Annotated in this window: 20 protein-coding genes and 1 tRNA gene; 8 read left to right on the top strand and 13 right to left on the bottom strand. The window is 60.2% G+C overall.

The genetic code is table 11. From position 1 onward, the window contains the following. From bioD to IE038_RS17705, 5 genes are all read left to right on the top strand, one after another. Window positions 1-681, top strand: coding sequence for a dethiobiotin synthase (gene bioD, locus IE038_RS17725; RefSeq protein ID WP_163936552.1), 681 nt, complete (start codon window positions 1-3; stop codon window positions 679-681). Between the two features lie 107 nt (window positions 682-788). Next, window positions 789-1,085 carry a pyrroloquinoline quinone biosynthesis protein PqqE gene (locus tag IE038_RS17720; RefSeq protein WP_065761529.1) on the top strand — a complete coding sequence of 99 codons (297 nt, stop codon included), beginning with the start codon at window positions 789-791 and terminating at the stop codon, window positions 1,083-1,085. Window positions 1,086-1,356: 271 nt separating this feature from the next. Then, entirely contained in the window at window positions 1,357-3,162 is a 1,806-nt protein-coding gene (locus IE038_RS17715) for a phenylacyl-CoA dehydrogenase (protein ID WP_189396022.1), read from the top strand. A gap of 198 nt (window positions 3,163-3,360) precedes the next feature. After that, complete coding sequence (locus IE038_RS17710) at window positions 3,361-4,644, top strand: GGDEF domain-containing protein (protein WP_163938148.1); 1,284 nt, start codon at window positions 3,361-3,363, stop codon at window positions 4,642-4,644. 125 nt (window positions 4,645-4,769) lie between these two features. Next, window positions 4,770-6,548 carry an acyl-CoA dehydrogenase C-terminal domain-containing protein gene (locus tag IE038_RS17705; protein WP_163938144.1) on the top strand — a complete coding sequence of 593 codons (1,779 nt, stop codon included), beginning with the start codon at window positions 4,770-4,772 and terminating at the stop codon, window positions 6,546-6,548. 234 nt (window positions 6,549-6,782) lie between these two features. Here IE038_RS17705 and IE038_RS17700 read toward each other — a convergent pair whose 3' ends face one another. Next, window positions 6,783-7,703: a LysR family transcriptional regulator gene (locus IE038_RS17700; RefSeq protein WP_065761424.1), complete on the bottom strand. Its 921-nt coding sequence runs from the start codon at window positions 7,701-7,703 to the stop codon at window positions 6,783-6,785. A gap of 102 nt (window positions 7,704-7,805) precedes the next feature. Between IE038_RS17700 and IE038_RS17695 the strand changes: the two genes are divergently transcribed. The 3 genes from IE038_RS17695 to IE038_RS17685 are packed head-to-tail and all read left to right on the top strand — an operon-like array spanning window position 7,806 to window position 10,070. Continuing rightward, a complete protein-coding gene (locus tag IE038_RS17695) occupies window positions 7,806-8,504 on the top strand; it encodes an MOSC domain-containing protein (RefSeq protein WP_163938141.1) in 699 nt (232 codons plus the stop codon). Continuing rightward, window positions 8,501-9,781: an aspartate aminotransferase family protein gene (locus IE038_RS17690; protein WP_163938138.1), complete on the top strand. Its 1,281-nt coding sequence runs from the start codon at window positions 8,501-8,503 to the stop codon at window positions 9,779-9,781. The genes IE038_RS17695 and IE038_RS17690 overlap by 4 nt, the downstream gene beginning before the upstream one ends. Window position 9,782: 1 nt before the next feature. Beyond that, entirely contained in the window at window positions 9,783-10,070 is a 288-nt protein-coding gene (locus IE038_RS17685) for a hypothetical protein (protein ID WP_229775686.1), read from the top strand. Window positions 10,071-10,205: 135 nt separating this feature from the next. Here IE038_RS17685 and IE038_RS17680 read toward each other — a convergent pair whose 3' ends face one another. The 12 genes from IE038_RS17680 to IE038_RS17625 all read right to left on the bottom strand — a co-directional run bounded on the left by IE038_RS17680 (window position 10,206) and on the right by IE038_RS17625 (window position 25,116). Next, window positions 10,206-12,041, bottom strand: a complete 1,836-nt coding sequence (locus tag IE038_RS17680) for a S9 family peptidase (RefSeq protein ID WP_163938134.1) — start codon at window positions 12,039-12,041, stop codon at window positions 10,206-10,208. Beyond that, on the bottom strand, window positions 12,007-13,167 hold the full coding sequence (gene pqqE, locus IE038_RS17675) for a pyrroloquinoline quinone biosynthesis protein PqqE (protein ID WP_163938132.1): 1,161 nt from the start codon (window positions 13,165-13,167) through the stop codon (window positions 12,007-12,009). The genes IE038_RS17680 and pqqE overlap by 35 nt, the downstream gene beginning before the upstream one ends. Beyond that, window positions 13,139-13,414 carry a pyrroloquinoline quinone biosynthesis peptide chaperone PqqD gene (gene pqqD / locus IE038_RS17670; protein ID WP_189396021.1) on the bottom strand — a complete coding sequence of 92 codons (276 nt, stop codon included), beginning with the start codon at window positions 13,412-13,414 and terminating at the stop codon, window positions 13,139-13,141. The genes pqqE and pqqD overlap by 29 nt, the downstream gene beginning before the upstream one ends. Then, window positions 13,411-14,166 (bottom strand): pyrroloquinoline-quinone synthase PqqC, encoded by a 756-nt coding sequence (gene pqqC / locus IE038_RS17665; protein WP_189396020.1) that lies wholly within the window; start codon window positions 14,164-14,166, stop codon window positions 13,411-13,413. The genes pqqD and pqqC overlap by 4 nt, the downstream gene beginning before the upstream one ends. An 8-nt stretch (window positions 14,167-14,174) precedes the next feature. Further along, window positions 14,175-15,086, bottom strand: a complete 912-nt coding sequence (pqqB, locus tag IE038_RS17660; protein WP_189396019.1) for a pyrroloquinoline quinone biosynthesis protein PqqB — start codon at window positions 15,084-15,086, stop codon at window positions 14,175-14,177. A gap of 67 nt (window positions 15,087-15,153) precedes the next feature. Then, complete coding sequence (pqqA, locus tag IE038_RS17655; protein ID WP_003243383.1) at window positions 15,154-15,225, bottom strand: pyrroloquinoline quinone precursor peptide PqqA; 72 nt, start codon at window positions 15,223-15,225, stop codon at window positions 15,154-15,156. Window positions 15,226-15,384: 159 nt separating this feature from the next. Beyond that, on the bottom strand, window positions 15,385-17,727 hold the full coding sequence (pqqF, locus tag IE038_RS17650) for a pyrroloquinoline quinone biosynthesis protein PqqF (protein WP_189396018.1): 2,343 nt from the start codon (window positions 17,725-17,727) through the stop codon (window positions 15,385-15,387). A gap of 42 nt (window positions 17,728-17,769) precedes the next feature. Beyond that, on the bottom strand, window positions 17,770-18,570 hold the full coding sequence (locus tag IE038_RS17645) for a carbon-nitrogen hydrolase family protein (RefSeq protein WP_163939572.1): 801 nt from the start codon (window positions 18,568-18,570) through the stop codon (window positions 17,770-17,772). 13 nt (window positions 18,571-18,583) lie between these two features. Then, window positions 18,584-20,266 carry a flavin monoamine oxidase family protein gene (locus IE038_RS17640; protein WP_163939568.1) on the bottom strand — a complete coding sequence of 561 codons (1,683 nt, stop codon included), beginning with the start codon at window positions 20,264-20,266 and terminating at the stop codon, window positions 18,584-18,586. 202 nt (window positions 20,267-20,468) lie between these two features. Then, the gene (locus IE038_RS17635) at window positions 20,469-20,930 is read right to left on the bottom strand and encodes an Lrp/AsnC family transcriptional regulator (RefSeq protein WP_163939570.1); all 462 of its coding nucleotides are present in this window, start codon (window positions 20,928-20,930) and stop codon (window positions 20,469-20,471) included. 351 nt (window positions 20,931-21,281) lie between these two features. Next, window positions 21,282-21,358: transfer RNA gene (locus IE038_RS17630), tRNA-Ile, on the bottom strand. Between the two features lie 14 nt (window positions 21,359-21,372). Continuing rightward, entirely contained in the window at window positions 21,373-25,116 is a 3,744-nt protein-coding gene (locus IE038_RS17625) for a bifunctional diguanylate cyclase/phosphodiesterase (protein ID WP_189396017.1), read from the bottom strand. Window positions 25,117-25,136 lie beyond the last annotated feature (20 nt).

The following is a 25,136-nucleotide window of genomic DNA, read 5'->3' as shown; positions in this document are numbered from 1 at the left end:
ATGAACGCAGCCTATTTCATCGCCGGTACCGATACCGACGTCGGCAAGACCACGATCGCTGCCGGGTTGCTGCAGGCTGCGCGCCAGGCGGGGCTCAGTACACTGGGTGCCAAGCCGGTCGCCTCGGGCTGTGAGGTCAGCGTCAAGGGCCTGCGCAATGCCGACGCCCTGGCGCTGATGGCGCAAAGTTCGATTGCATTGCCCTATGAGCAGATCAACCCTTTCGCCTTCGAGCCGGCCATTGCACCGCATTTGGCCGCACGTGAGGCGGGCGTGGCATTGACGGTGCAGGGCCTGCTCGCGCCAATGCGTCATGTGTTGGCGCAGCGGGCAGATTTCACCCTGATTGAAGGGGCTGGCGGTTGGCGGGTGCCGCTGTCTGATCAGGCCAATCTTTCAGATCTGGCCATTGCCTTGCAACTGCCGGTGATCCTGGTGGTCGGCGTGCGTCTGGGCTGTATCAGCCATGCCTTGCTCAGCGCCGAAGCCATCGCACGCGACGGCCTGCAGTTGGCCGGCTGGGTGGCCAACATCGTCGACCCACGCACGTCGCGCCTGGAAGAGAACCTCGCAACCCTGGCTGAGCGGTTGCCGGCTCCTTGCCTGGGACGTGTTCCCAAACTCAAGAACGTGACGGCTGACGCGGTGGCTGAGTACCTGCAACTGGACCTGTTGGACTAGCGGAAGGCTATTGGCAGGCAATAGGCTATTAGTGTTTTTGACGGGCCTTTTCCCTTCGGGTCTGCTTCAATAGGCAGTACCTGCCGTTAGCGTCATGGAGTGTCGAAATGGAAATCTCGGGCAATTCAGCGTTCTATGCCGGTCTGGGCGCTATTCAGACTGGGCAGAACCGTGTCGATCAGGCCGCCAGCCAGATTGCCAACACCACCGTTGAGCGCGCCGCCACCAGCCAGTCCAGCGACTATCAGGCTGAGCGTCTGCGTTCAGTCGATCGCAGCCAGCAACAGGACCTTGCTACCAGCACGGTCGAATTGGCCCTGGGCAAGTTCCAGGTCGAACTGGGTGTCAAAGTCGCCAAAGCATCGGACGAAATGCTCGGCACCCTGATCGACACCTACGCCTGACCGGCCCTCGGTCTACCGGCGCTTTACCCCTCTACTACGCTTTATGTATCAGCGCCTTGGCCTTGTCGCCAGGCGCTCGTTCGTGTGTGCATGGCGCGCGCAATGAGGGCCGTGCAGCAGTTTGAGATGGCGGAATTGCCCTCTGGACGATGCTTGACAACCCATTGGCGTAAACGTATGTTTCAAACAACTGTTTGACCGAAAGTCGCCAACAGCTGGTCGGTGTGTCACGGTCTCCCTTTCCAGGATTCATCAGCAGAGGTTTATCGCTATGCCTGATTACAAAGCCCCCTTGCGTGATATTCGCTTTGTTCGTGACGAGTTGCTCGGTTACGACGCGCACTATCAGAGCCTGCCGGCTTGTCAGGACGCCACACCAGACATGGTGAATGCCATCCTTGAAGAAGGCGCCAAGTTTTGTGAACAGGTACTGGCCCCGCTGAACCGTGTTGGTGATCTGGAGGGTTGCACCTGGAGCGAGTCGGGCGTGAAAACCCCGAGCGGTTTCAAGGAAGCCTACAAGCAGTTCGTCGAAGGCGGCTGGCCGAGCCTGGCCCATGACATCGACCATGGTGGCCAAGGCCTGCCTGAGTCGCTGGGCCTGGCGATCAGCGAAATGGTGGGTGAGTCCAACTGGTCCTGGGGCATGTACCCTGGCCTGTCCCACGGTGCGATGAACACCATCTCCGAGCACGGCACTGCCGAGCAGCAGCACACCTACCTGACCAAGCTGGTTTCCGGCGAGTGGACCGGCACCATGTGCCTGACCGAGCCGCACTGCGGTACTGATCTGGGCATGCTGCGCACCAAGGCCGAGCCTCAGGCTGACGGCTCCTACAAAGTCACCGGCACCAAGATCTTCATCTCCGCCGGTGAGCACGACATGGCCGACAACATCGTCCATATCGTTCTGGCGCGCCTGCCCGACGCACCTGCTGGCACTAAAGGGATTTCCCTGTTCATCGTGCCGAAGTTCCTGCCTACCGCTGACGGCGGGGTGGGCGAACGCAATGCTGTTGCCTGCGGTTCCATCGAACACAAGATGGGTATCCACGGCAACGCCACCTGCGTGATGAACTTCGATGCCGCGACCGGTTACCTGATCGGCCCGGCGAACAAGGGCCTGAACTGCATGTTCACCTTCATGAACACCGCACGTCTGGGTACCGCGCTGCAAGGGTTGGCCCATGCTGAAGTGGCCTTCCAGGGTGGTTTGAAGTACGCCCGCGACCGCCTGCAAATGCGCTCGCTGACCGGCCCGAAAGCACCGGACAAAGCCGCTGACCCGATCATCGTTCACCCGGATGTGCGGCGTATGCTGCTGACCATGAAGGCCTTCGCCGAAGGTAACCGGGCGATGGTCTACTTCACGGCCAAACTGGTCGATATCGTCAAGTACAGCCAGGACGCGGAAGAGCGGAAGAAAGCCGACGCGCTGCTGGCCTTCATGACCCCGATCGCCAAAGCGTTCATGACGGAAGTCGGCTTCGAAGCCGCCAACCATGGCGTGCAGATCTATGGTGGCCACGGTTTCATCGCCGAGTGGGGCATGGAACAGAACGTGCGCGATAGCCGTATCTCCATGCTTTATGAGGGCACCACGGGTATCCAGGCACTGGACCTGCTGGGCCGCAAAGTCCTGATGACCCAAGGCGAAGCACTGAAGGGCTTCACCAAGATCGTCCACAAGTTCTGTCAGGCCCAGGAAGGCAACGATGCGGTCAAGGAGTTCGTCGAGCCGCTGATCAAGCTGAACAAGGAGTGGGGCGAGCTGACCATGAAAGTCGGTATGGCCGCCATGAAAGACCGTGAGGAAGTCGGTGCCGCGTCGGTGGACTACCTCATGTACTCCGGTTACGCCTGCCTGGCCTACTTCTGGGCCGACATGGCGCGCCTGGCTGCGGAAAAACTGGCAACTGGTACCAGCGAAGCCGCGTTCTACACCGCCAAGCTGCAGACTGCACGCTTCTACTTCCAGCGCATCCTGCCGCGTACCCGTGTGCATGTTGAAGCCATGCTGTCGGGCGCCAACAACCTGATGGACATGAAAGAAGAAGACTTCGGCCTCGCTTACTGAGAGCGTGCCTGAGCTGAAAAACCGCCTGCCCTAACCGGCAGGCGTTTTTTTTTGTGTGTACGAATGGGAAGGAGGCATCAAGTCCTCGTCTCGTGCTGCCGTTAAATGAAAGTGCCGGTAAATATTCATCTATTCATGTGCGTTGCCGATGCAGTGAAGGCACAATGCCATTGTTGATCTGCCGGGTCGGAGATTCCCTTGTTTCGTTTATCTGCTGTACGCCTCAGCCACTTTCTGCCATCACTGTTCCTTCTGCTCTGCGGATTGGCGGCGGCCTATGTGCGGGACCTGAGTGTTTTTTTCACATCACTGTTCAACGTGCTGCCAACCTTGGTGTTACTGCTTGGTGGAGCCTACTGCGCGGTTTACCGACGTCAGCGTGAGCTGTTTCTGATGGTCACGGTCTATATCGCCTACTTCCTGCTGGATACCCAGACCGACTTTTATCGAGACAATGGTCGCGTCCGCGAGGATGCGGCCGTTGTCTTCCATTTAGTGTGTTTGTTATTGCCCATGTTGTTCGGGCTGTTTGGCGCCTGGCAGGAGCGTACGCATCTGTTCCAGGATATGGTGGCGCGCTTTGCCGTGTTGCTGGCTGTTGGCAGTGTCGCCCTGGGGCTTGAGCAGAGCTTCCCGCAACCGTTGCTGGCGTGGTTGGCGGAGATTCGCTGGCCGTCGCTGCATGGCCAATGGATGAGCCTGATCCAGATGGCGTACCCGGTGTTTCTGATTGCCTTCGGGCTGCTGGTGGTGCAGTACCTGCGTCAGCCACGGCCATTGCATGCGACCCAGGTCATTGGCCTGCTCGGCATTTTCTGGATGCTGCCCAAGACTTTCATCCTGCCATTTACCCTCAACATCATGTGCAGTCAGGTGATGTTGATGATTGCCGCGGCGGTGTCCCACGAGGCCTATCAAATGGCTTTTCGCGACGAGTTGACCGGGTTGCCGGGACGACGTGCATTGAACGAGCGAATGCAGCGTCTGGGGCGCACCTATGTGCTGGCGATGACCGACGTCGATCACTTCAAGAAATTCAACGACACCCATGGTCACGATGTGGGTGATCAGGTGTTGCGCCTGGTGGCCAGCAAGCTGTCCAAGGTCACCGGCGGAGGCCGTGCTTACCGCTATGGTGGCGAGGAGTTTTGCCTGGTGTTTGCCGGCAAGAGTATCGAGGAGTGCATGCCTCACCTGGAAGCGGTGCGCGAGGTGATCGCCAACTACAATATCCTGCTGCGTAACCCGGATAACCGCCCGCAGGACGATACTCAGGGGCGCCAGCGTCGTGGCTCTGCTGCGGCCACCAGTGTGTCGGTGACGATCAGTATCGGTGTCGCCGAGCGGCAGATGGAGCATCGCACGCCTGACGAAGTGCTCAAGTCGGCCGACCAGGCGCTCTACAGCGCCAAGGGGGCGGGCCGTAACTGCGTGGTTGCCTACGGTTTGGAAAACAAGCGAGGAGCCGTGCGCACTGCGTGACCGAATGTGACTTTATGGTCAAAAGATGGTCCTATGTCTCACAAAAGTTGTTCGGGTACACTGGTTTCCTAACTGAGTATCGGTCCTCCGGGACTGCCCCCTGACTGGTTCTGTGAGAGGTTGCCATGGCTGACTATAAAGCGCCCTTGCGCGATATGCGCTTCGTCCTCAATGAAGTCTTCGAGGTTGCCAAGCTGTGGGCCCAGCTGCCCGGCTTGGCTGAAATCGTTGATGAAGAGACGGCCATGGCCGTGCTCGAGGAGGCCGGAAAGGTCACCAGCAAAAGCATCGCACCGCTGAACCGTGGCGCCGACGAAGAGGGTTGCCGTTGGGACAATGGCGTCGTCAGTACGCCAGCAGGTTTTATCGACGCGTATCGCACCTATGCCGAGGGCGGCTGGGTAGGTGTTGGCGGTGACCCCGCGTTTGGCGGCATGGGCATGCCCAAAGTGATTTCTGCCCAGGTCGAAGAGATGGTCAACGCCTCCAGCCTGGCGTTTGGGTTGTACCCGATGCTGACCGCCGGCGCCTGTCTGTCGATCAATGCCCACGCCAGTGAGGCGCTCAAGGCGACCTACCTGCCGAACATGTATGCCGGTGTCTGGGCTGGCTCAATGTGCCTGACCGAGCCCCATGCCGGTACCGACCTGGGCATCATCCGTACCCGTGCAGAACCTCAGGCCGATGGCAGTTACAAGGTCAGTGGCACGAAGATCTTCATCACTGGCGGTGAGCACGACCTGACCGAGAACATCATTCACCTGGTGTTGGCCAAGCTGCCAGATGCACCCGCTGGGCCGAAAGGCATTTCATTGTTTCTGGTGCCAAAGTTCCTGGTCAATGCCGACGGTAGCCTCGGCGCACGCAACCCGGTCAATTGCGGCTCCATCGAGCACAAGATGGGTATCCAGGGTTCCGCTACCTGCGTGATGAATTTCGATGAAGCGGTCGGGTATCTGGTCGGTGAGCCAAACAAGGGCCTGGCGGCCATGTTCACCATGATGAACTATGAACGCCTGGGGGTGGGTATTCAGGGGCTGGCGTCGGCAGAGCGCTCGTACCAGAACGCTATTGAATACGCCCGTGACCGCCTGCAAAGTCGTGCTCCGACTGGCCCGCAAGCGAAAGACAAGGCGGCTGACCCGATCATCGTTCACCCGGATGTTCGGCGCATGCTGCTGACCATGAAGGCCTTTAACGAGGGCGGGCGCGCGTTTTCCAGCTATGTAGCAATGCAACTGGACACGGCCAAGTACAGCGAAGACCCGGCGGTGCGCAAACGGGCCGAAGACCTGGTGGCCTTGCTGACGCCGGTGGCCAAGGCGTTTCTCACGGACCTGGGTCTGGAAGCGACCGTGCATGGGCAGCAGGTGTTCGGTGGCCATGGTTACATCCGTGAGTGGGGCCAGGAGCAACTGGTGCGCGATGTGCGTATCACGCAGATCTACGAAGGCACCAACGGTATTCAGGCGCTGGACTTGATCGGTCGCAAGGTTGTTGGTAGCGGCGGGGCGTTTTATCGGTTGTTCGCCGACGAAATCCGCCAGTTCATCGCTTCGGCCGACAGCGATTTGCAGGCATTCAGCACGCCGCTGGAAGCCGCCTTGAACAGTCTCGACGAGCTGACCGACTGGGTGCTGGACCGCGCCAAGAGCAATCCGAACGAGATAGGGGCTGCGTCGGTGGAATACTTGCAGGCGTTCGGCTACGTTGCTTATGCCTACATGTGGGCGCTGATGGCGCGTACAGCGCTGGCCAAGCAAGGGCAGGATGATTTCTATGCCAGCAAACTGGGCACAGCACAGTTCTACTTCGCCCGTTTGTTGCCGCGTATCCATGCCTTGAGTGCTTCGGTAAAAGCCGGTAGCGAGTCGCTTTACCTGCTCAGTGCCGAACAGTTTTAAGTTGTATTACGTCGTGTAGGAAAATGCTTACACGGCGTGGTGACTTTTAGCCTCTATCTAAAGATTGGATCCATTGCTAATCTTTGCCACATGGACGTCGCGCAGGATGCGCAATGTACAGAACAGGGACACGCAGGATTCCTGCCAGGATGGCGGGTGAAATGGATGTCAGGGAAACAGTCTGCAAACCCCGCTTCGGCGGGGTTTTCTTATTCCAGCTATTCCAGCGATCTGTCAGCCTAGTACATCAAGCGGCGATACGCCGATGTGCCGTGGGTCGATCTCTTCTTCCAATAGCGTACGCAGCAACTCGATCGAGGCTTGCTGGCGCTGTGCATCCCGGAATACCAACCCCACTTTCAACGGCACCCGTGGCTCGCTCAACGGCTTCCAGAGCAGTTCCTGATCATCGGTTACCTCTTGAGCCCGGCCGGGTAAAACCGTGGCCAGTGAGGTATGTGGCAGGCTGTCGAGGATCCCGCCCATGTTGTTCATTTCCGCTTGTACCTGCGGGCGCCGACCGAGGTTGGCCAGTTGCGATTGCCAGATCTGACGCACTTGGAATTCTTCGCCCAGCAGCAGCATCGGTAGCTCAGCGGCCTGTTTAAGCGAGACTTTCTTGAATTCGCGCAAAGGGTGCGTGTTGGGGATCACCAATTGCAATTCATCTTCGTACAGCATCAGGCCGTGCAGGCCCGGCTGGCGCGGCGGCAGGTAGCTGATACCGATGTCCAGCGTGCCGTTGAGCAAGCGTCGTTCGATTTCCATGCCTGACAGTTCGTAGATCTGTACCACCAGGTGCGGCTGGGCCTTGCGCACTCGGTCGAGCAGCTGGGGTACCAGGCTTGGGCGTACGGTCTGCAGCACGCCAATGGCCAGAGTACGCAATGACTGCCCCTTGAAATTGCGCAGGGCGTCGCTCGCTCGCTGCAGGCCGTCAAGCAGGGGCAGCGCATGGTTGTACAGCGTGTGTGCCGCCAAGGTCGGCAGCAAGCGCTTGTTACCGCGCTCGAACAGGCTGACATCCAGGCTGTGTTCGAGCTGGCGGATCTGTTGCGACAGCGCCGGCTGGGACAGTGAAAGGCGTTCGGCCGCCCGGCCGACATGACCTTCTTCGTAGACCGCGACGAAATAACGCAGTTGGCGAAAATCCATAAGGAATACTTATCAAAAAAGCTCGAAAAACGAAATGGCTGTTAGCCCTCAAGAAGCCTAGTCTATCCCGTATTCACAAGGTTTACAGGGCCATAGGGCGCGATGAATACCGTGTATGTGGATGGTGTTTACATAGGCAAGGCTAAAAACATCGGTCATGGCTTAATGACCGATATCGATAAGGAACAGGTTGCAAGAAGGCTGTGGTTATGGCCACAGGGATTGGGCAGCGATGAACACGGCGACCCACGCTTCCATACCGGCCCTGAACGGGCCTTGCATCACTACCCCGCCGAGCACTACGCCTATTGGCGCAAACGTTATCCGCAGATCGACTGGTGTGCACCGGCATTCGGCGAAAACCTCTCTACCCACGGCATGAACGAAGAGTCTGTGTGCCTGGGTGACATGTTTCGTTGGGGGGGCGCGTTGTTGCAGGTCAGCCAACCCCGTTCGCCTTGCTACCGGCTCAGTCATCGCTGGGGCCTGCCGGATTTGCCAGAGCTGGCTCAGCAAACGGGCCGTTGTGGCTGGTTTTACCGTGTGCTCAAGCCAGGTTTCGTCAGTGCCGAAGAGCCTTTTGAGTTGATTCAGCGTAGCTATCCAGGCCTCACCGTAGCCTGGGCGTTACATGCTTTTTTTCGTGAACCCCTGGAGCATGCAGGTTTGAAAAAGCTGGTGGATTGTCCGGCCCTGTCGTCACGCTGGCGCGATACCGCGATCAAGCGTCTACGTACCGGCCAGGTCGAAGACTGGACCTCGCGTCTGCTCGGCTTGCCGCTGGAAGGGCTGCGCGCATGAACCTGTTCAACCTGCGTCGTTCGTCGGCTGTACCTGAAGAGCACGACCCCGTTCCTGTGGCCACGGCACCTGTCGAGTCGTTGTCGCGTGAGTACCTGATGCCAGTGGCAGAGCGCCCAGCACAAGTCTTTGTCCGTGGGCAGGGCTCCTGGCTGTGGGACAGCGACGGGCGGGCGTACCTTGATTTCACCCAGGGTTGTGCGGTCAACAGTCTTGGCCACAGCCCCAAAGCACTGGTTCAAGCACTGGGTGCTCAGGCCCAGGCGCTGATTAACCCAGGGGCAGGGTTTCATAACCGTGGGTTGTTGCAACTGGTCAATCGCCTGTGCGAAAGCACAGGCAGTGATCAGGCCTACCTGCTCAACAGTGGCGCAGAAGCCTGTGAGGGTGCGATCAAGCTGGCGCGCAAGTGGGGCCAACTGCATCGCAATGGTGCCTATCACATCATCACTGCCAGCCAGAGTTGCCATGGGCGCACGCTCGGGGCGTTGTCGGCCTCTGATCCGTCGCCGTGCAACCGTTGTGAACCTGGCTTGCCAGGTTTCAGCAAGGTGCCCTACAACGACCTGGCAGCCCTGCATGCCGCCGTCGACTCACGTACGGTTGCGATCATGCTGGAGCCGATCCAGGGAGAGGCCGGGGTCATTCCGGCGACCCAGGACTATCTTCAGGGCGTCGAGCGCCTGTGCCGCGAGTTGGGCATCCTGCTTATTCTCGATGAAGTTCAAACCGGTATCGGTCGCTGTGGTGCCTTGCTCGCCGAGCAAACCTACGGTGTGCGTGCCGATATCGTGACCCTCGGCAAAGGTTTGGGTGGCGGCGTGCCGCTGGCCGCATTGCTGGCGCGTGGCGCGGCCTGCTGTGCCGAGCCGGGCGAGTTGGAGGGTAGCCATCACGGTAACGCATTGATGAGTGCTGCTGGCCTGGCCGTTCTGCAAACGGTTCTCGAGTCGGGGTTCTTTGAGCATGTGCAGGAGGCCGGACGGCATCTGCGTGATGGCTTGGGGCGTCTGACAGCACGCTACGGCCAAGGTGAAGTCCGTGGCCAGGGCTTGCTTTGGGGGTTGGAGCTGGCGGATGACTCGGCTGCAGCGGTGGTCAAGGCTGCGCTACAGGAAGGCTTGCTGTTGAACGCACCGCAAGCGAACGTGCTGCGTTTTTCACCAGCGCTGACCGTGAGCAAAGGCAACATCGATGAAATGCTGCTGCGCCTGGCGCGGGCATTCGCCCGGGTGCATACCGCGCAATTGAACCGTCGTCGCGAGGCTATTGCCTGAGATGCGTGTACTTGTCCTGCAACACTCGCCCGCCCAGCGTCATGGGCCACTCAACCGCTGGCTGTTGCAAAACGCTGAAGCGGTACACATCTGCCACCTTTACGCCCATGCCCGCATGCCACGGCTGGACAGCTTCGATCTACTGATCGACCTGGGGCCCGAGCAAGCTCTGGAGCCCTGGCGTGATGCTGAGCGACGCCTGCTTGAAAAGGCCTTGAGTGCCGGCAAGCAAGTGCTGGTGGCGGACCAACTGGACCACCTGATTCTTTCTGGCAACGTGCTGCACTAACGAATTTTACGAACCGTCTCGCGTTCCTGCGCATCGCCCTGGGCCTGATCATTTTGGCTCGGGGCGTTTTTTTATCGGTCGTCAGGTACTCAATGGCACATCGAGCAAGGGCTGGCTGTTGGCACGGCTGACACCCTACGCCGTGCTCAGGACGTTACGGTAGAACTTCCATTCTTCTTCCAGCGCGTGGGCGAGGTTCGCCGCCGTGCGAAAGCCATGGCGTTCGTTGGCGTAGAAGTGCCCTTCGGCGTGAATACCGCGGCGTTTCAGGGCATCGAGCATGCTGCGGGTTTGTTCGGGTACGACCACCGCATCCAGTTCTCCCTGGAAGAAGATCACGGGCACCTTGATTTGTGCTGCGTGCAGCAGCGGTGTGCGCTGTCGGTAGCGCTCGATGTCCTGCACGGGGTCGCCGATCAGCCAGTCAAGGTAGTCACCTTCGAACTTGTGCGTGGCGCGGGTCAGTGCCAGTGGATCACTGACCCCATAGAGGCTGGCGCCAGCGCGAAACACGTCGTGAAAGGCCAGCGCGCACAGGGTGGTGTAGCCACCGGCGCTACCTCCCCGAATAAAGGCCTGGGCTGGATCAATCAGGCCTCGCCCGGCCAGGTAGCTGACCACGGCACAGGCATCTTCCACATCGACTTCGCCCCAGCGCCCGCATAGCGCCTGACGGTAGGCGCGGCCATAGCCGCTGCTGCCTCGATAGTTGAGGTCAGCGACGGCAAAGCCGCGTTGGGTCCAGTATTGAATACGCGGGTCAAGCACCGGGTAGCATGCGGATGTCGGGCCGCCATGGATGAACACTACCAGTGGTGGGCGTGAAGTGCCGTTCATGGCTGGGTAGAAAAAACCATGGGCAATACCATCACCGCTGGGGTAGCGGAGGGTTTGTGGACGGCTGATGTGCTCGGCCGGTAGCGGCAATGCACCGCCGCTCAGTACCTCAACATGGTGGCTGCGCCGGTGGATGGCAATGACCGCTGGTGGGCGGGTGGCCGATGACGCGATGGCATACAGGTGTGTGTTGTCCAGGTCCAGGCAGCGAAAGCGGGTGAACGTGCCGCTGAAGTCCTCCAGCGTACCATCGGGATGACGTACGCCCAGGCGGCTGAAACCGTCTTCAAACCAACTGGCCAGGTAGCAGCCATGGTCCAGCGGTCGCCAAGTGCTGGCCCCGAGTTGCCAGGGCGCGCCGGCATGGTCGGCGGCAGTGGCAGGTAGTGCCCGCCAGCCGTGTTCGGTTTCGCCCCAGGGTTGCCAGAAGCCTTCGCGGTCAGACAAACAGTAGAGATGGCCGCTACGGTCGAAACGCGGCTGCTGCAGGGACTCCTGTTCGCCGTCCCCCGCGATGCACTGTGCCGGGCTCCAGCGGCCATCTGCCAGACGCTGGCAGCACAGCAGGCGGGTGGCGGTCCAGGGTTGGTCGGGGCGATTCCACTCGATCCAGGCCAGACGGGAACCATCCTCGCTCAAGGTTGGCGATGCATAGAAATCTGCACCTTCGGCCAGTACTTCCCGTGAGCCTTGGCCAATGGCGACCAGGCGGTGTTCGACCTGGTCTGGCGTGTGCGTTTCTTCTACGGCCACAACCTTGCCGTCGGCCCAGTACACGTCACCGTAACGGCGCTGGCCGTGGGTGAGCGCTTGCGGTTGACCACCATCGAGGCCTTGCCGATACAGCTGCTGGTCCGTTTCGTTAACGAACACCAGGCCGTTGTGTGTAAGGCAGAACGCGCCCCCGCCGTACTCGTATACCCGGCTGCGCACGCTGAATCCATCGGGCGTCAGGCAGCGGGTGCGGCCCTTGTGCCAATGCCAGATCCGGCAGGCACCGTCCTGAGGGCGAAAGGCATTCCAGAACAGCCCGTGCTGGCCGACCTTGAGTTCGGCAAAGTCGGCGCCGGCGGCAACGGCCTGTTCGGCGCTGAAACGGTCAGCCGCGAGCGATGACACGGGAGTTTCGATCATTGCGGAAGGTCATCTGGTCGATGGACAGGTTGGCATGCTCTGCGTCTCTTCGGGCGTCAAGGATGATCCCGTGATCGGCCGATTTGGCGCATACCGGGTCAGCCTTGCTGGCGTCTCCGGTGAGCATGAAGGCCTGGCAGCGGCAGCCGCCAAAGTCTTTTTCTTTCTCGTCGCAGGAGCGACACGGTTCAGGCATCCAGTCGTAACCGCGAAAGCGGTTGAAGCCGAACGAGTCGTACCAAATGTGCTGCATGCTGTGTTCGCGCACGTTGGGAAACTGCACCGGCAGTTGCCGTGCGCCGTGGCAGGGTAGCGCGGTGCCGTCCGGGGTGACCGTGAGGAATACACTGCCCCAGCCGTTCATGCAGGCTTTCGGGCGCTCTTCGTAGTAGTCCGGGGTAACGAAGATCAGTTTGCAGGGGTTGCCGGCAGCCTGCAGTTTTTCCCGGTACTCGTTGGTGATGCGTTCGGCGCGCTCCAGTTGGGCGCGAGTTGGCAGCAGGCCGAGTCGATTCAGGTGGGCCCAGCCGTAGAACTGGCACGTGGCGAGTTCGACGAAATCCGCTTCCAGGGCAATACACAGCTCGATGATGCGGTCGATCTTGTCGATGTTGTGCCGATGGGTAACGAAGTTCAGCACCATCGGGTAGCCGTGGGCTTTCACTGCACGGGCCATTTCCAGCTTCTGCGTGAAGGCTTTCTTCGAGCCGGCCAACAGGTTGTTCACCTCTTCGTCGCTGGCCTGGAAACTGATCTGGATATGATCCAGCCCGGCGTGCTTGAAGTCGGCGATTTTCTGTTCGGTCAGGCCAATGCCTGAGGTGATCAGGTTGGTGTAGTAGCCCAGGCGGCGGCCTTCGCCGATCAGTTCGGCAAGGTCCTGGCGAACCAACGGCTCACCACCGGAAAAGCCCAGTTGCGCAGCGCCCATTTCCCGCGCTTCACGCATCACCTTGAACCACTGCTCAGTGTTCAGTTCCTGACCCTGGGCGGCGAAGTCCAGTGGGTTGGAGCAGTACGGGCACTGCAGCGGACAGCGGTAGGTCAGCTCGGCCAGCAACCACAACGGCAGGCCGACCTGTGGGGGGGCGGGTACGTCAGGCAAGCTCGATCCAGTGTTCGGCACGGGCGACCTCCATGAATTGCTCGATGTCATCACCGAGTTCGGGTACGCCGGGAAACTGTTCGTCCAGATGGGTGATGATCGCGGCGACAGTGCGTTGACCATCAATCAATTGGCCGATGGCCGAGGCGCTTTCGTTGAGCTTGATCATGCCTTCCGGATACAGCAGTACATGGGCTTTCTGTGCCGGTTCGTACTGGAAGCGATAACCCGGGCGCCAGCGCGGGGTCAGGTTGCGATCGAAGCTCATAGGGCAATCCCCTTGTGCCAGACCCGCTCATGGGTGACGGTGTGATAGGGCGGGCGGTTCAGTTCATAGGCCATGCTCATGGCGTCGAGCATGCTCCAGAGAATGTCCAGTTTGAACTGGAGAATCTCCAGCATGCGTTGCTGGCCTTCTACTGTAGTGTAGTGCTGTAGGGTGATGCTCAAGCCATGTTCGACATCGCGGCGTGCCTGGCCCAGGCGAGTCCGGAAGTACGTGTAACCGGCGGGGTCGATCCACGGGTAGTGTTGCGGCCAGCTGTCCAGGCGTGACTGGTGGATCTGTGGTGCGAACAGTTCGGTCAGGGAGCTGCTGGCGGCCTCCTGCCAGCAGGCGCGCCGGGCGAAGTTGACGTAGGCGTCTACCGCAAAGCGCACGCCGGGCAGCACCAGTTCTTGAGAACGCAGTTGCTCGGGGTCAAGGCCAACGGCCTGGCCCAGACGCAACCAGGCTTCGATGCCGCCATCTTCGCCGGGCGCGCCATCATGGTCCAGCAGGCGTTGAATCCACGCGCGACGGATCTCGCGATCCGGGCAGTTGGCCAGGATCGCTGCATCCTTCATCGGGATGTTCACCTGATAGTAGAAGCGGTTGGCAACCCAGCCCTGGATCTGCTCGCGGCTGGCCCGACCTTCGTACATGGCCACGTGATAAGGGTGATGAATGTGGTAGTAGGCACCCTTTGCCCGCAGGGCCTGTTCAAACTCGGCGGGGGACAGCGCTTTGGCGTCGTTCATGTCTGCTCCTACAACACGATGCTCATGCCGTCGAAGGCAACTTCGACGCCACGGCGGTTCAGTTCGGCGCGTTCGACCGAGTCCTCATCGAGGATCGGGTTGGTGTTGTTGATGTGGATGAGCACCTTGCGCTGCGTTGGCAGGTGTTCCAACACTTCAAGCATGCCACCCGGGCCGTTCAGGGCCAGGTGACCCATCTCCCGGCCAGTACGGGTGCCGACGCCACGGCGTTGCATTTCATCATCGTCCCATAAGGTTCCGTCGACCAGCAGGCAATCGGCCTTGGCCATTTTCGCCATCAGCCCGTCATCGACTTGCCCCAGGCCCGGGGCATAGAACAAGGTGCCGCCAGTGCGCAGGTCTTCGACCATCAGCCCGAGGTTGTCCCCCGGATGCGGGTCGAAACGATGGGGCGAGTAAGGCGGTGCTGCGCTGCGCAGCGGGAAAGGGCTGAAGCGCAGGTTCGGGCACGCGTCGATAACGAAGCTACCTTCCAGTTCGATACGGTTCCAGACCAGCCCGCCGTTCCAGTGGCTGAGCATGTTGAACAGCGGAAAGCCGGTGCTCAGGTCCTGATGAACCATGTCGGTGCACCAGACCTGATGAGGGCAGCCTTCGCGCAGGCTGAGCAGGCCGGTGGTATGGTCGATCTGGCTGTCGAGCAGGATGATTGCGTTGATGCCCGTGTCGCGCAGTGCCCGGGCCGGCTGCATCGGCGCAAAGCCTTGCAGTTGGGCGCGGATGTCTGGCGAAGCATTGCAGAGTACCCAGTGAACGCCGTCATCGGACAAGGCGATCGACGACTGGGTTCGCGCCGTGGCACGCAGGGTGCCGTCACGAAAGCCCCTGCAGTTGTCACAGTTGCAGTTCCACTGGGGGAAACCGCCACCGGCGGCGGAACCGAGAATCTGGATGTACATGGCCACTCCTGCCGCGTCTGAAAATGAAAACGCCCCGGCTGACCGAGGCGTTGTACTGACCGCAAACTCAGCGGTTTGCGAAGTACATGGTCACTTCAAAGCCGATACGCAGATCAGTGTATGCAGGTTTGGTCCACATGGGATTACTCCTTCCGGATAGGTCTTGGGGTAGTCGGCTACTTATTTAGTCCACCCTCGTAATGAAGGGCTTTCGGTGGCCGAGATTGCGCTATCTTACTAAAAATGCGCAGCTGAAAGGTTAAATCTAGGATGAATTCCATTTTCTTTGGCGTAAAAATCAGCGTGTGCTCTGCCAGGCAGCGGACGGCGCTGTACCGTTGGCCAAGCATAGCCAGCCCTGATGAGCCTGGCGCAGGGCATCGGTTGCTGTTTTGAGGGTTGCCAGGTCTACCGCCAGAATGCGCGCTTGCAACTGCCCCAGGGTCTGTTTGGGGTGCCCGGCCAGTTGCGCCTGCCAGGCCCATTCGGCCACATCGTTGTTGCTCATGTCTGGTTCAGCGAATTGCGCTGCCAGTGCCCGACGTTGGTTTTCCAGGCCACCCGCATGAGCGTCAAGCCAGAGTGTGAGTTCATCGATGAAGGTGATGATGTGTGCGAGGATCTGTTCGTGGCCAGCCGACGGCGACTGCACGCCAAACAACAGCCCTGCATGGCCTTGAACCTGACGGAAGGTGCTGAACACGGCATAGCCCAGTTGCAGCTCAACCCGCATACGCTGGTAAAAAGGCCCTTGGATCAGGTGTGCCAGCAAGCGTCCGACAGCCTCATCGGCTACCGGACAGAACAACAGCAGGGCGTGTTCTGCGCTGTCATCGGTCGAGCGGTACCACTGTCTGCCACTGATGAGGCGCGGCAGGGTGTGGCTGCCCGCGCTGCCGGGAATGTTCAGTAGAGGCCGTTCGGTTGCCGAAAAGCCTGTAGCCAGTCCTTGCCAGCATGCGCGTTCCCACATGGCGTCAAGGTTTGCCTCGGTTGTGGCGTGCTCCCGGGTGGCTGCGTTTACCGCACCCAGAACAACCTCTGGTAAGTGTCGCAACAGTTGGCGGATCGGAATCAGCCGTGGTTCCTGGACTGGGGCAACCTCAGCTCGCCAGGTGTCCGCAGGAGGGCTACGCAACACCGCGAGGGCTTGCGTGACGACCGCATTGACGGCTCTGGGGGCGCCAGCGCAGCGCAATTGCCAGTAGTGGGCGCAGGCGCTGAACTCCAGTTCTACACAGGCTTGTGCTGCGCGCTCGGTGAGTTTTTGCAACGCCGTGTTGAGCCGAGCGTAGAGGTTATCGTGGTTGCTTGAGTCGAGTTGCCAGCGCAGGTACAGGATGCCGGTCTGGCGCTTGGTCGGCAGGATCGAGTTGTAGGCGATGCCGGCAGTGCTCGATGCAGCCTGAGCCGCTGTATCGGTGCCCACCAGGAACGGGTTGGGTTCCGGCAGCCTCCAAGCCGTGGCTGTTTCGCGCCGGGGGGATGCGCTAGCCCGAAGCTGGGTGAGCAACGCACTCAACCCAGCACTGCCCGGTGTACCGAGAGCTTTGCCCGTGCTGTCTTGACGTGCCAGTTGCAGGGCGCCAGCGCGCCCTTGCTGGCAGCTCAGGAGCCGGGCGTACTCATCAATCAGCAGCGTCCAGTCGGCGTTGTTGAAAAACGCCAGCCAGTCAAAAAACAGTCGTTCTACGTCGTAGCGGTGCGGCTCATCCTTCAGGCTGAACTGCACATGCAGCAGGGCCTGCTGCTCATACTGGTGAAGTGTTTTGAAACGGAGGCTCGTTACCCAGCCCTTTTCGCGCAGCAGTGCGAGCAGGCCACCGGGTTGGCTGTCGGTTAGCCAGGTGCTGAGGAATGCAATGGCGTCTTCGCTACCGGTAGGCAAGCGTTCGCAGGCGAACAGCAGGTCCAGCAAGCCTGCCTGTTGGGTGGGGGCACTGCACAGTTGCAGGGGGGCGACCGGCGCTTGGGCTGTTTTCAACCCGGGTTTGAAAACCTGGCCACAGGTTTCGGCCATTGCCAGCAGTTCGCTCAGTGGCTGTGGCCCGGTCAGGCTCAGGGTTATTTGTCCGGCCTGGTAGTAGCCTTGGTGGAAGTCGTGCAGTGCCCGTTGAAAGGCGGCCTGCTGAACACCCAGGCTGTAGCGGTTACCAGCATGGAAAGCCCGCAGTGGATGGCCTGCCGAAACGCACTGGAGCAAGGCGAATTGCGCCTGCGAGGCGTGGTCGCGAGACCAGGCTATGAACTCGGCATGCAGTACTTCGCGTTCGCGCAACTGCGCTGCATGGTCGTCCAGGCGGGGGCGCGCAAGCATGTCGCACAGCCGTTCCAGGGCGCCGCTGAATGCCGCGACCGGCACTTCGAAAAAAAACTCAGTGGCCCGTTCCTGCGTGCTCGCATTGACCTGGCCACCGTGGCGCTGCACGTAGCGCATCAGGCCGTCTTCAGCCGGAAAGCGGCTATTGCCGAGAAAAAACAGGTGCTCAAGGAAGTGCGCCAGCCCTGGCCACGCTGTCGGGGCATCGTGGCTGCCAGCAGCCACATGCACTGCCGCCGCACAGCGCTTCAAGTGCGGTGCATGACGCAGTGTGAGTTGCAGGCCGTTGGCCAGGGTGTGGTGTGCAAACGTGGCAGGCATAACGGCTCCGGCAGGACGCGAACCGTCATGCTAGCGGATAACTCAGCCTTTGCGCGGGTCGCCGTACAGCTCTGGGCGCAGGTCGTGCAAATAAGGGGTGTTGGCACGGCCCTGTATGACCTGCTGGCGTTCCAGATCGCTGACCAGCAAGCAGGCCTCGCGCCCGGCCATGGCGAGCAGGCTGCCATCCGGCCCGACGATGCTGCTCTGCCCGCAGTACTGGATTGTGTCCTCGGCACCGCAGTAGTTGGCGTAGACCAGGTAACACTGGTTTTCGTAAGCGCGGGCACGCACGGTGACCTGGGCGACAAAGTCGTAGGGCACCATGTTTGCGGTTGGCACCAGTATCAATTCGGCGCCGGCCAGGGCCAGACGTCGGGCGTTCTCCGGGAACTCGATGTCGTAGCAGATCAACAGGCCAAGTCTCCAGCCGTTGAGCTGAACCACGGGGAAGTGATCCGGGCCCGGGCTGAACATCGCCCGGTCAAGTCCGCCGAACAGGTGCGTCTTACGGTAATTGCACAGGCTGCTGCCGTGGGCGTCGATCAGCTGTACTGCGTTGTACAGCCGACCATCATCAGCCCGCTCAGGGTAGCCATAGGCGATGGCAATACGGTTGCTTTGGGCGATTTCCACCACGGCCATGGCCGAGGGACCGTCCTCGGCCTCGGCCAGCCGAGCGACCGCTTCGGCGCCGATGTTATAGCCCGTAAGGAACATTTCCGGGCACACCAGCAGCTCGGCGCCCCGGGCCGCAGCGGCCTGGGCTTGCTGATGCAAGCGTTCCAGGTTGCCGGGCACGTCCAATGGCAGCGGCGCACCCTGATACACGGCGATACGCATGGTGGTTATCTCGTCAGTCGGCCAGGGCGATTGGGCCAATTTCATTGAACACGTCGCCTGGGCCTGGGTTGTCCGGGTGGGTGTGACCACCGAAGTGGGTCATGATACCCCACACGGCATTGAGCGACGTCTGTACCGCCCCTTCTACCCAGGCGGGGGTCCAGGAGACATCATCGCCGGCGATGAACATGCCGCGCTGCTCGGCGGGCATGTCCTGCTGCATGAAATGCGCATACATCCGCTGGTTGTAGCGGTAATGGCCGGGCAGGGCGCCCTTGAACGCACCCAGGAAGTGCGGATCGGCTTCCCAGGAAACCGTAATCGGATCGCCGATGATGTGTCCGGCGATGTCCACTTTCGGGTAGATCTTTTTCAGCGCATCCAGGGCCAGCTTCACCCGTTTATCCACGGGTTGAGGAAGCATTTTCAGGGCATCGCTCATCCACGAATAGGACAGGCAGATTACCCCCGGCTTGTCATCGCCGTTGTCGAACAGGTAGGTGCCACGGGTGAGGCGGTCGGTCAGGGTCATGCTCATCAGGTCACGGCCGGTTTCCGGGTCCTTGTCCTTCCAGAAAGGGCGGTCGACCATGACGAAGGTTTTCGACGATTGCATGTAGCGCGTGCGGTCCAGGGCCATCCACATCTTCTGCGAGAACAGCGACTCTTCGCATTCGATCTGCGTCGTCAGCAACCAGCTCTGGCAGGTGGTCAGCACCGCGGCGTAGTGGCGGGTATCCCCCCAGTTGTCAGTCACCGCCAGGCGACCGTCGCTTGCTCGGGCAATACGTTTGACGCCCGGCCGCGGCGCGCCCCGGTGCAATGAGCTCAGGCTGGTACCTGCGGGCCAGTGTGCACAACGCTCAGGTACATGGCGCCAGATACCCTGTGGTACCTGTTCGACGCCACCGACGATCAAGTGTTGGTGATCGTCGCAGTTGGTCATCACCACGCGGAAGATTTCCAGCATCGAGTTGGGGAAGTCCGAGTCCCAGCCGCCGGTGCCGAAGCCTACCTGACCAAAGACTTCACGGTGCAGGAAACTGAGCTTGGCGAACGACTTGGAGGTCGCAACGAAGTCGTAAAAGGTGCGGTCATCCCACAGCGGTACCAGGGTGTTCCACAGCGCCTTGAGGCGTGGAACATCACGGTCACGGATGGCTTGCTGGATATCCCCAAAGCGCGCGCCGCTCTCCAGGGCGTCTGCCCAGGCATCGGCCACTTCCTGGAACAGCTTGGGCAAGTCGGAGAGCTTTTCGGCGTAGTGGGTCTGGCCTTCCAGATCGATCACTGTGCTGCCGGAGGCCGGGGTCAGCGGGTTGGGGAAAGGCTTGGTCTCAAGACCGAGCTTGTCCACATAGTGATAGAACGCCGTGGAGGACACTGGAAAACGCATTCCCCCCAGCTCTGCAATGATCCCGTCGGTGCCCTCAAAAGCTTGCGAGCGCAGGCGGCCGCCCATCCTCGAGGCTTCGTAGACGACAGGCTTGAGGCCCAGCTTCATCAATTCGTATGCCGCCACCAGACCGGCGATCCCGGCACCGACAATCGCGACTTCTTCACCATGCCGTTCGGCCGGGATGCTACCAAGGCCTGCGGGGTGCTCGACCCAGTCGTCAAAAGCGAACGGAAAGTCCGGGCCGAAAATGGTGATGGGTTTCTTTCCGTCGGCGGGGTGGCGATTGTTCTTGTTCATGATTGACCTTGCCAGGGCTTCGCGGAGTGCGGAGCTTGAGTATAGGAAACTGCCTGCTGGTCATTTTAGAGGGCGTTGATTTCGTTATTAAGATGCAGAGTGTCGTCGTTCTGCTGTTGTACCTGTCATTTAGACTGTATAGCGCTACAGAATGACGAATGGTGTGGGTGCAGGCTGGTTTCCGCCATGCCTGCAGAGACCGTCACATTGGCTGCCCACGATCCACCTTGCTACTGAGAATGATCGAGGTGGTGGTTTTTTCCACACCCTCGACACTGCCGATCTGATCGAGCAACTGATCCAATTGCTCTGGTGAGTCGCTGCGCAGCCAGGCCACATAGTCGAACTCGCCACTCACCGCACACAACTGCTGAATCTGGCCCATGGCACTGAGCCGACGCACCACGTCCTTGCCGGAACGGGGCTGTACGGTAATCCCGACATACGCCTGCAGGCCGCCATCAATGACTCGTTGTCCTAGGCGCACGCCGTAGCCTGTAATCACCTTGGTTTTCTCCAGGCGAGCCAACCGTGAGGTGACGGTAGTACGAGCGATGCCCAGCTGCCGGGCCAGCGTGGCCACGCTTTCACGGGCGTTGATCTGCAGCAGGGCGATGAGTTGCCGGTCGATTTCGTCGAGGGCTGCGGGGCGTGTTTCAGGCATGGGGTATCTCAGGTGCGGGCCCGGGGGTAGGGCTATTGGGCTGGCTGAAAGGCCTTGGTGCCAAGTTTAAGGACACCGCCGATGCCGCCGTTTTTGCATCCTCCATGGGATGCGGGCTTGCCTGCGATAGACTCGGCAGGGTGCGTGTACGTACGCGGTGCCTGCATCGCAGGCAAGCCGTGCTCCCACACGGTGAGCCGATTACTGAGCTTATTCGGCTCATGGTGTGAGCCGATTGTGTCGGCTATTCGGCTCACTGTCCAACACCGAGGCCGTGCTGTTTTCGGACCGGCACGACGTGAGATTTTTATGGCCGACACGAAAAAGCCGCGCAGTGCGCGGCTTTGAAGGTGGTGGGCCCAGCAGGACTCGAACCTGCGACCAAGGGATTATGAGTCCCCTGCTCTAACCAACTGAGCTATAGGCCCCCAGTGGTCGCGGATTATAACGAGGGTTTCCAGGCTGTGCCATCCGAAAGATCTGAAACTGCTATACGAAGAAAGGTCGCTGCAAACTCTTCGGGTGGTAACGGCAGGCTGACGATGTAGCCCTGTATCTGTTCACAGCCCTCCACGGCCAGGAAGTGTTGCTGGGCCAGGTTCTCTACGCCCTCGGCAATGATGGTCAGCTGCATGCTGCGGCCGAGGGCGATAATGGCGCGGGCAATCGCTGCGTCGTGAGGATCGTCCGGCAGGCCGCGGATGAACGATTGATCGATTTTCAGGATGTCTAGCGGCAGGCGCTTGAGGTAACTGAGCGAGGAGTAACCGGTACCGAAGTCGTCGATAGCCAGCTGTACGCCCAGGCGTTTGAGTTGGTGCAGAATCGCCAGGGCTTCTTCGGCCTGGCTCATGATGAAGTTCTCGGTGATCTCCAGTTGCAGGTCGCCAGCGCTGAGGTGGTAGGTTTTCAGCAGTTGTTCGATCCGCTTGACCAGGCTTGGCTGGCGTAACTGCGCGCCCGCCAGGTTGATCGACAGAGGGCCGAAGCCGAGGTAGGCCTCTTTCCATTCGTGCATTTGTTGGCAGGCATGCTCCAGCACCCAGTCGCCCAACTGCAGAATCATGCCGTTCTCTTCGGCCAGCGCAATGAAGTGTTCGGGCGGTACTTCACCAAAGGTAGGGTTGGTCCAGCGAATCAGGGCTTCGGCACCAATCAGGCTTTGGGTTTTCAGGCTGAATTTGGGCTGGTAGTACAGGCTCAGTTCGTCGCGCTCAATGGCCCGGCGCAGTTCATGCTCCAGGGCGACGCGTGCGCTGGCCTGCGCGGTCAGGTCGCGGGTGTAGGATTCGACCCGGTTGCGGCCTTTGGCCTTGGATCGGTACATCGCCGCATCAGCGTTTCGGATCAATGAGGCAACGTCAGTGCCGTCTTGTGGATAAAGGCTGGTACCGATGCTGGCGCTGGTGAAGAACTCATGTTCGCCTGCCTGGAATGGCGCACTGAAGCAGTTCAGGAGCTTGGCGGCGATGTGTTCGGCGTCGCTGGGTTGGTGCAGGCCTGGAAGCAGGATGATGAATTCATCACCGCCCAGCCGGGCAACGGTGTCGATATCACGCACTTGCTCCTTCAGGCGATGGGCAATGCCCTTGAGCAGCAGGTCGCCAACTGGATGGCCAAGGCTGTCGTTGATGTGCTTGAAGCGGTCCAGGTCGAGGAACAGTACCGCGCCTTGAGCCTTGGATGTCTGTGCGCAGCTCAGTGCGGCCTGTAGCCGGTTTTCAAACAGGGTGCGGTTGGGCAGCCCAGTCAGTGGATCATGGTGTGCCTGATAGTCGAGTTTGGCCTGGACGTGTTTGATGCTGGAAATGTCGGCGAATACCGCCACGAAGTGGGTAGTCTCCCGTCCGCTGTTACGCACGGCGCTGATGGTCAACCAGCCGGGATACACTTCGCCGTTCTTGCGGCGGTTCTGAATTTCGCCTTGCCAGTGGCCCTCGGCAGTCAGTTGGTGCCACATGGCTGCGTAGAAGGCGCTGTCGTGCAGCCCCGAAGAAAGCAGGCGCGGTGTCTGGCCCAGTGCCTCGAACTCGCTGTAGCCAGTGATCTCGCTGAAAGCACGATTGACCGCACTGATGCGCTGCTCGGTATCGGTGATCAACACGCCCTCAGCCGTGTTCTCGAATACGGTGGCAGCCAGTTGCAGTTTTTCCTGCATGAGGTGGCGTTCGGTAATATCGCGCGCGATGGTCAGCATGCACTCTTCGCCCGCGATGGGCAGTGGCCGTGCCGAGAGTTCACACAGGCGAATCTGCCCGTCGCTGCGGCGGATGTGGCAGGTGTAGTCGCGCACGAAACCGTCTCTTTCCAGCAGCTCCAGCAGGTGTTTGCGTTCATTGAGGTCAACCCAGATGCCCAGGTCAATCGACGTGCGGTCCAGCGTCATGCTCAGGTCATAACCTGTCAGGCGGCAGAAACCTTCGTTGACCTCAATGAGCTTGCCGTCCTGCTGGCGCGACAGAAGCAGCCCGTCGGGTGATGCATGGAAAGCCTTGGCGAACTTCTCTTCGGATGTTTGCAGTTGTTCTTGGGTTTCCTTGAGTTGGCTGATGTCCCGTACAGCCACCACCAGGGCAGGGGTGCTATCCAGCTGGAAGGTCTCGACAGAGGTCAGCCCGGTGAATACCTGGCCATTGCTGCGCTTGAACAGCATTTCAAGGTTACGTACGTTTCCAGCTTGCAGGCGCCGCAGTAGTTTGGGGCCTATGCCTTCGATACCCCAGATGTTCAGCTCGGTAGCGGTCTTGCCGATGACATGTCCCGGGCTGAGGCCAAGCTGCTCCTCGAATGCTTCGTTGACTTCAAGCAGGCAGCCGTCACTGAGTCGGGCAATGACCAGGATGTCCGGGCATTGCTGGAATACCGAGGCGAACTTCTGCTCGGAGAGGCGCAGGGCCAGTTCGGTATTCTTGGTTTCACTGATGTCGATCATCAAGCCGCGCATGACCGGCTTTTGCCCGTGTTCGATCAGGCTGACGATATCGCGCACCCAAAGGTTGCGGCCATCGGCAGTGATCACCCGGTAGTCGAGGCTGTGATCGCGTCCGGCGGCGGTTTCGCTGTCGCAATAGGCTTGCGCCCAAAGTGCGTCGTCGGGGTGCAGGATGCTGCGCCAGAAGCCGGGCTTGAGCCAGTCGCTGAGTGGATAGCCCAGCAGGTTTTCGGCATGAGGCGAGACATAGCTGTAGGTGAAATCTTCCGTATCGGCTTCCCAGGCGATAGCCGACAGGCTCTCGATTAGACCACGGTAATGGTACTCACTGCTGCGCAGCTCCTGTTCAAGGGCAATGCGTCTGGAAATTTCCGAGCTGAGTCGGCGGTTGATCCGGATGACCGTTGCCAGAACGGCGACTAGCACCAGGACGCCCGGCAAGCCATAGATCAACAGGTCATACCAGCCGGTGCGGCGATCCAGCACCTTGCCGACCCAGCGCTCCTGAATATTGCTGATTTCGCCAGGACTCATGTCGGCCAGGACTTTGTCGAGGATTGAGACCAGCAGTTTCTGTTCGCGAGGGACGGCCATTGCCAGTTGGTAGCGGTAAGGGGTTTCGCCGCTGACATACAAACCTTCAAGCTTTTGCTGGCGCAGGCTCCAGATACTGGAGGCCAGGTCGCCGACTACTGCGTCGACCTGGTCTGTTGCCAAGGCCTGCAAGGCTGAGCTGACGTTGGGCAAGGCCACCAGATTGAGGTCGGGGTGGTGGGTGCGCAACAGTTCATGGGGCGCGTAGTTCTCAACCACGGCGACTTTCAGGCCATAGAGGTCTTCCAGGCCATGAGGCTGTGCTCCGCCCTGATGGGCAAGAATGACGATCGGGAAATCCAGGTAGGGGCGGGTAAAGGCCAGGTAGCGCTGTCGTTCTGGCGTAGACATGATGCCTGGCAGCAGGTCCAGTTCGCCGTGTCGGGCTTGTTCCAGTACGGCAGTCCAACTGATCGGTTCGATCGGTTCGAATGCGACCCCCAGACGCTCCTCGAGCAAGGTGATGTAGTCGGCGGCCAGTCCCTGGTAGCGACCTTCCTGATCCCGGTATTCAAAGGGCGGCCAGGAAGCATCTACGCCCAAGCGCAGTTGCGGATGTGCACTGAGCCAGGCTTTTTCTTCGTCAGTCAGGGTCAAGGCGCCGGCCGTTGCACTCCATAGAAGCGAGAGCAGCAACAGGATGGCCGGCAATCTGAGCATAGCGGCCTCGTTACACAGGT

This window comes from Pseudomonas laurentiana (genome assembly GCF_014648275.1).
GTDB classification, from domain to species: Bacteria; Pseudomonadota; Gammaproteobacteria; order Pseudomonadales; family Pseudomonadaceae; genus Aquipseudomonas; species Aquipseudomonas laurentiana.
The sequence above is the reverse complement of the archived record's forward strand: the minus strand, read 5'-3'. Positions and strand labels throughout refer to the sequence as shown.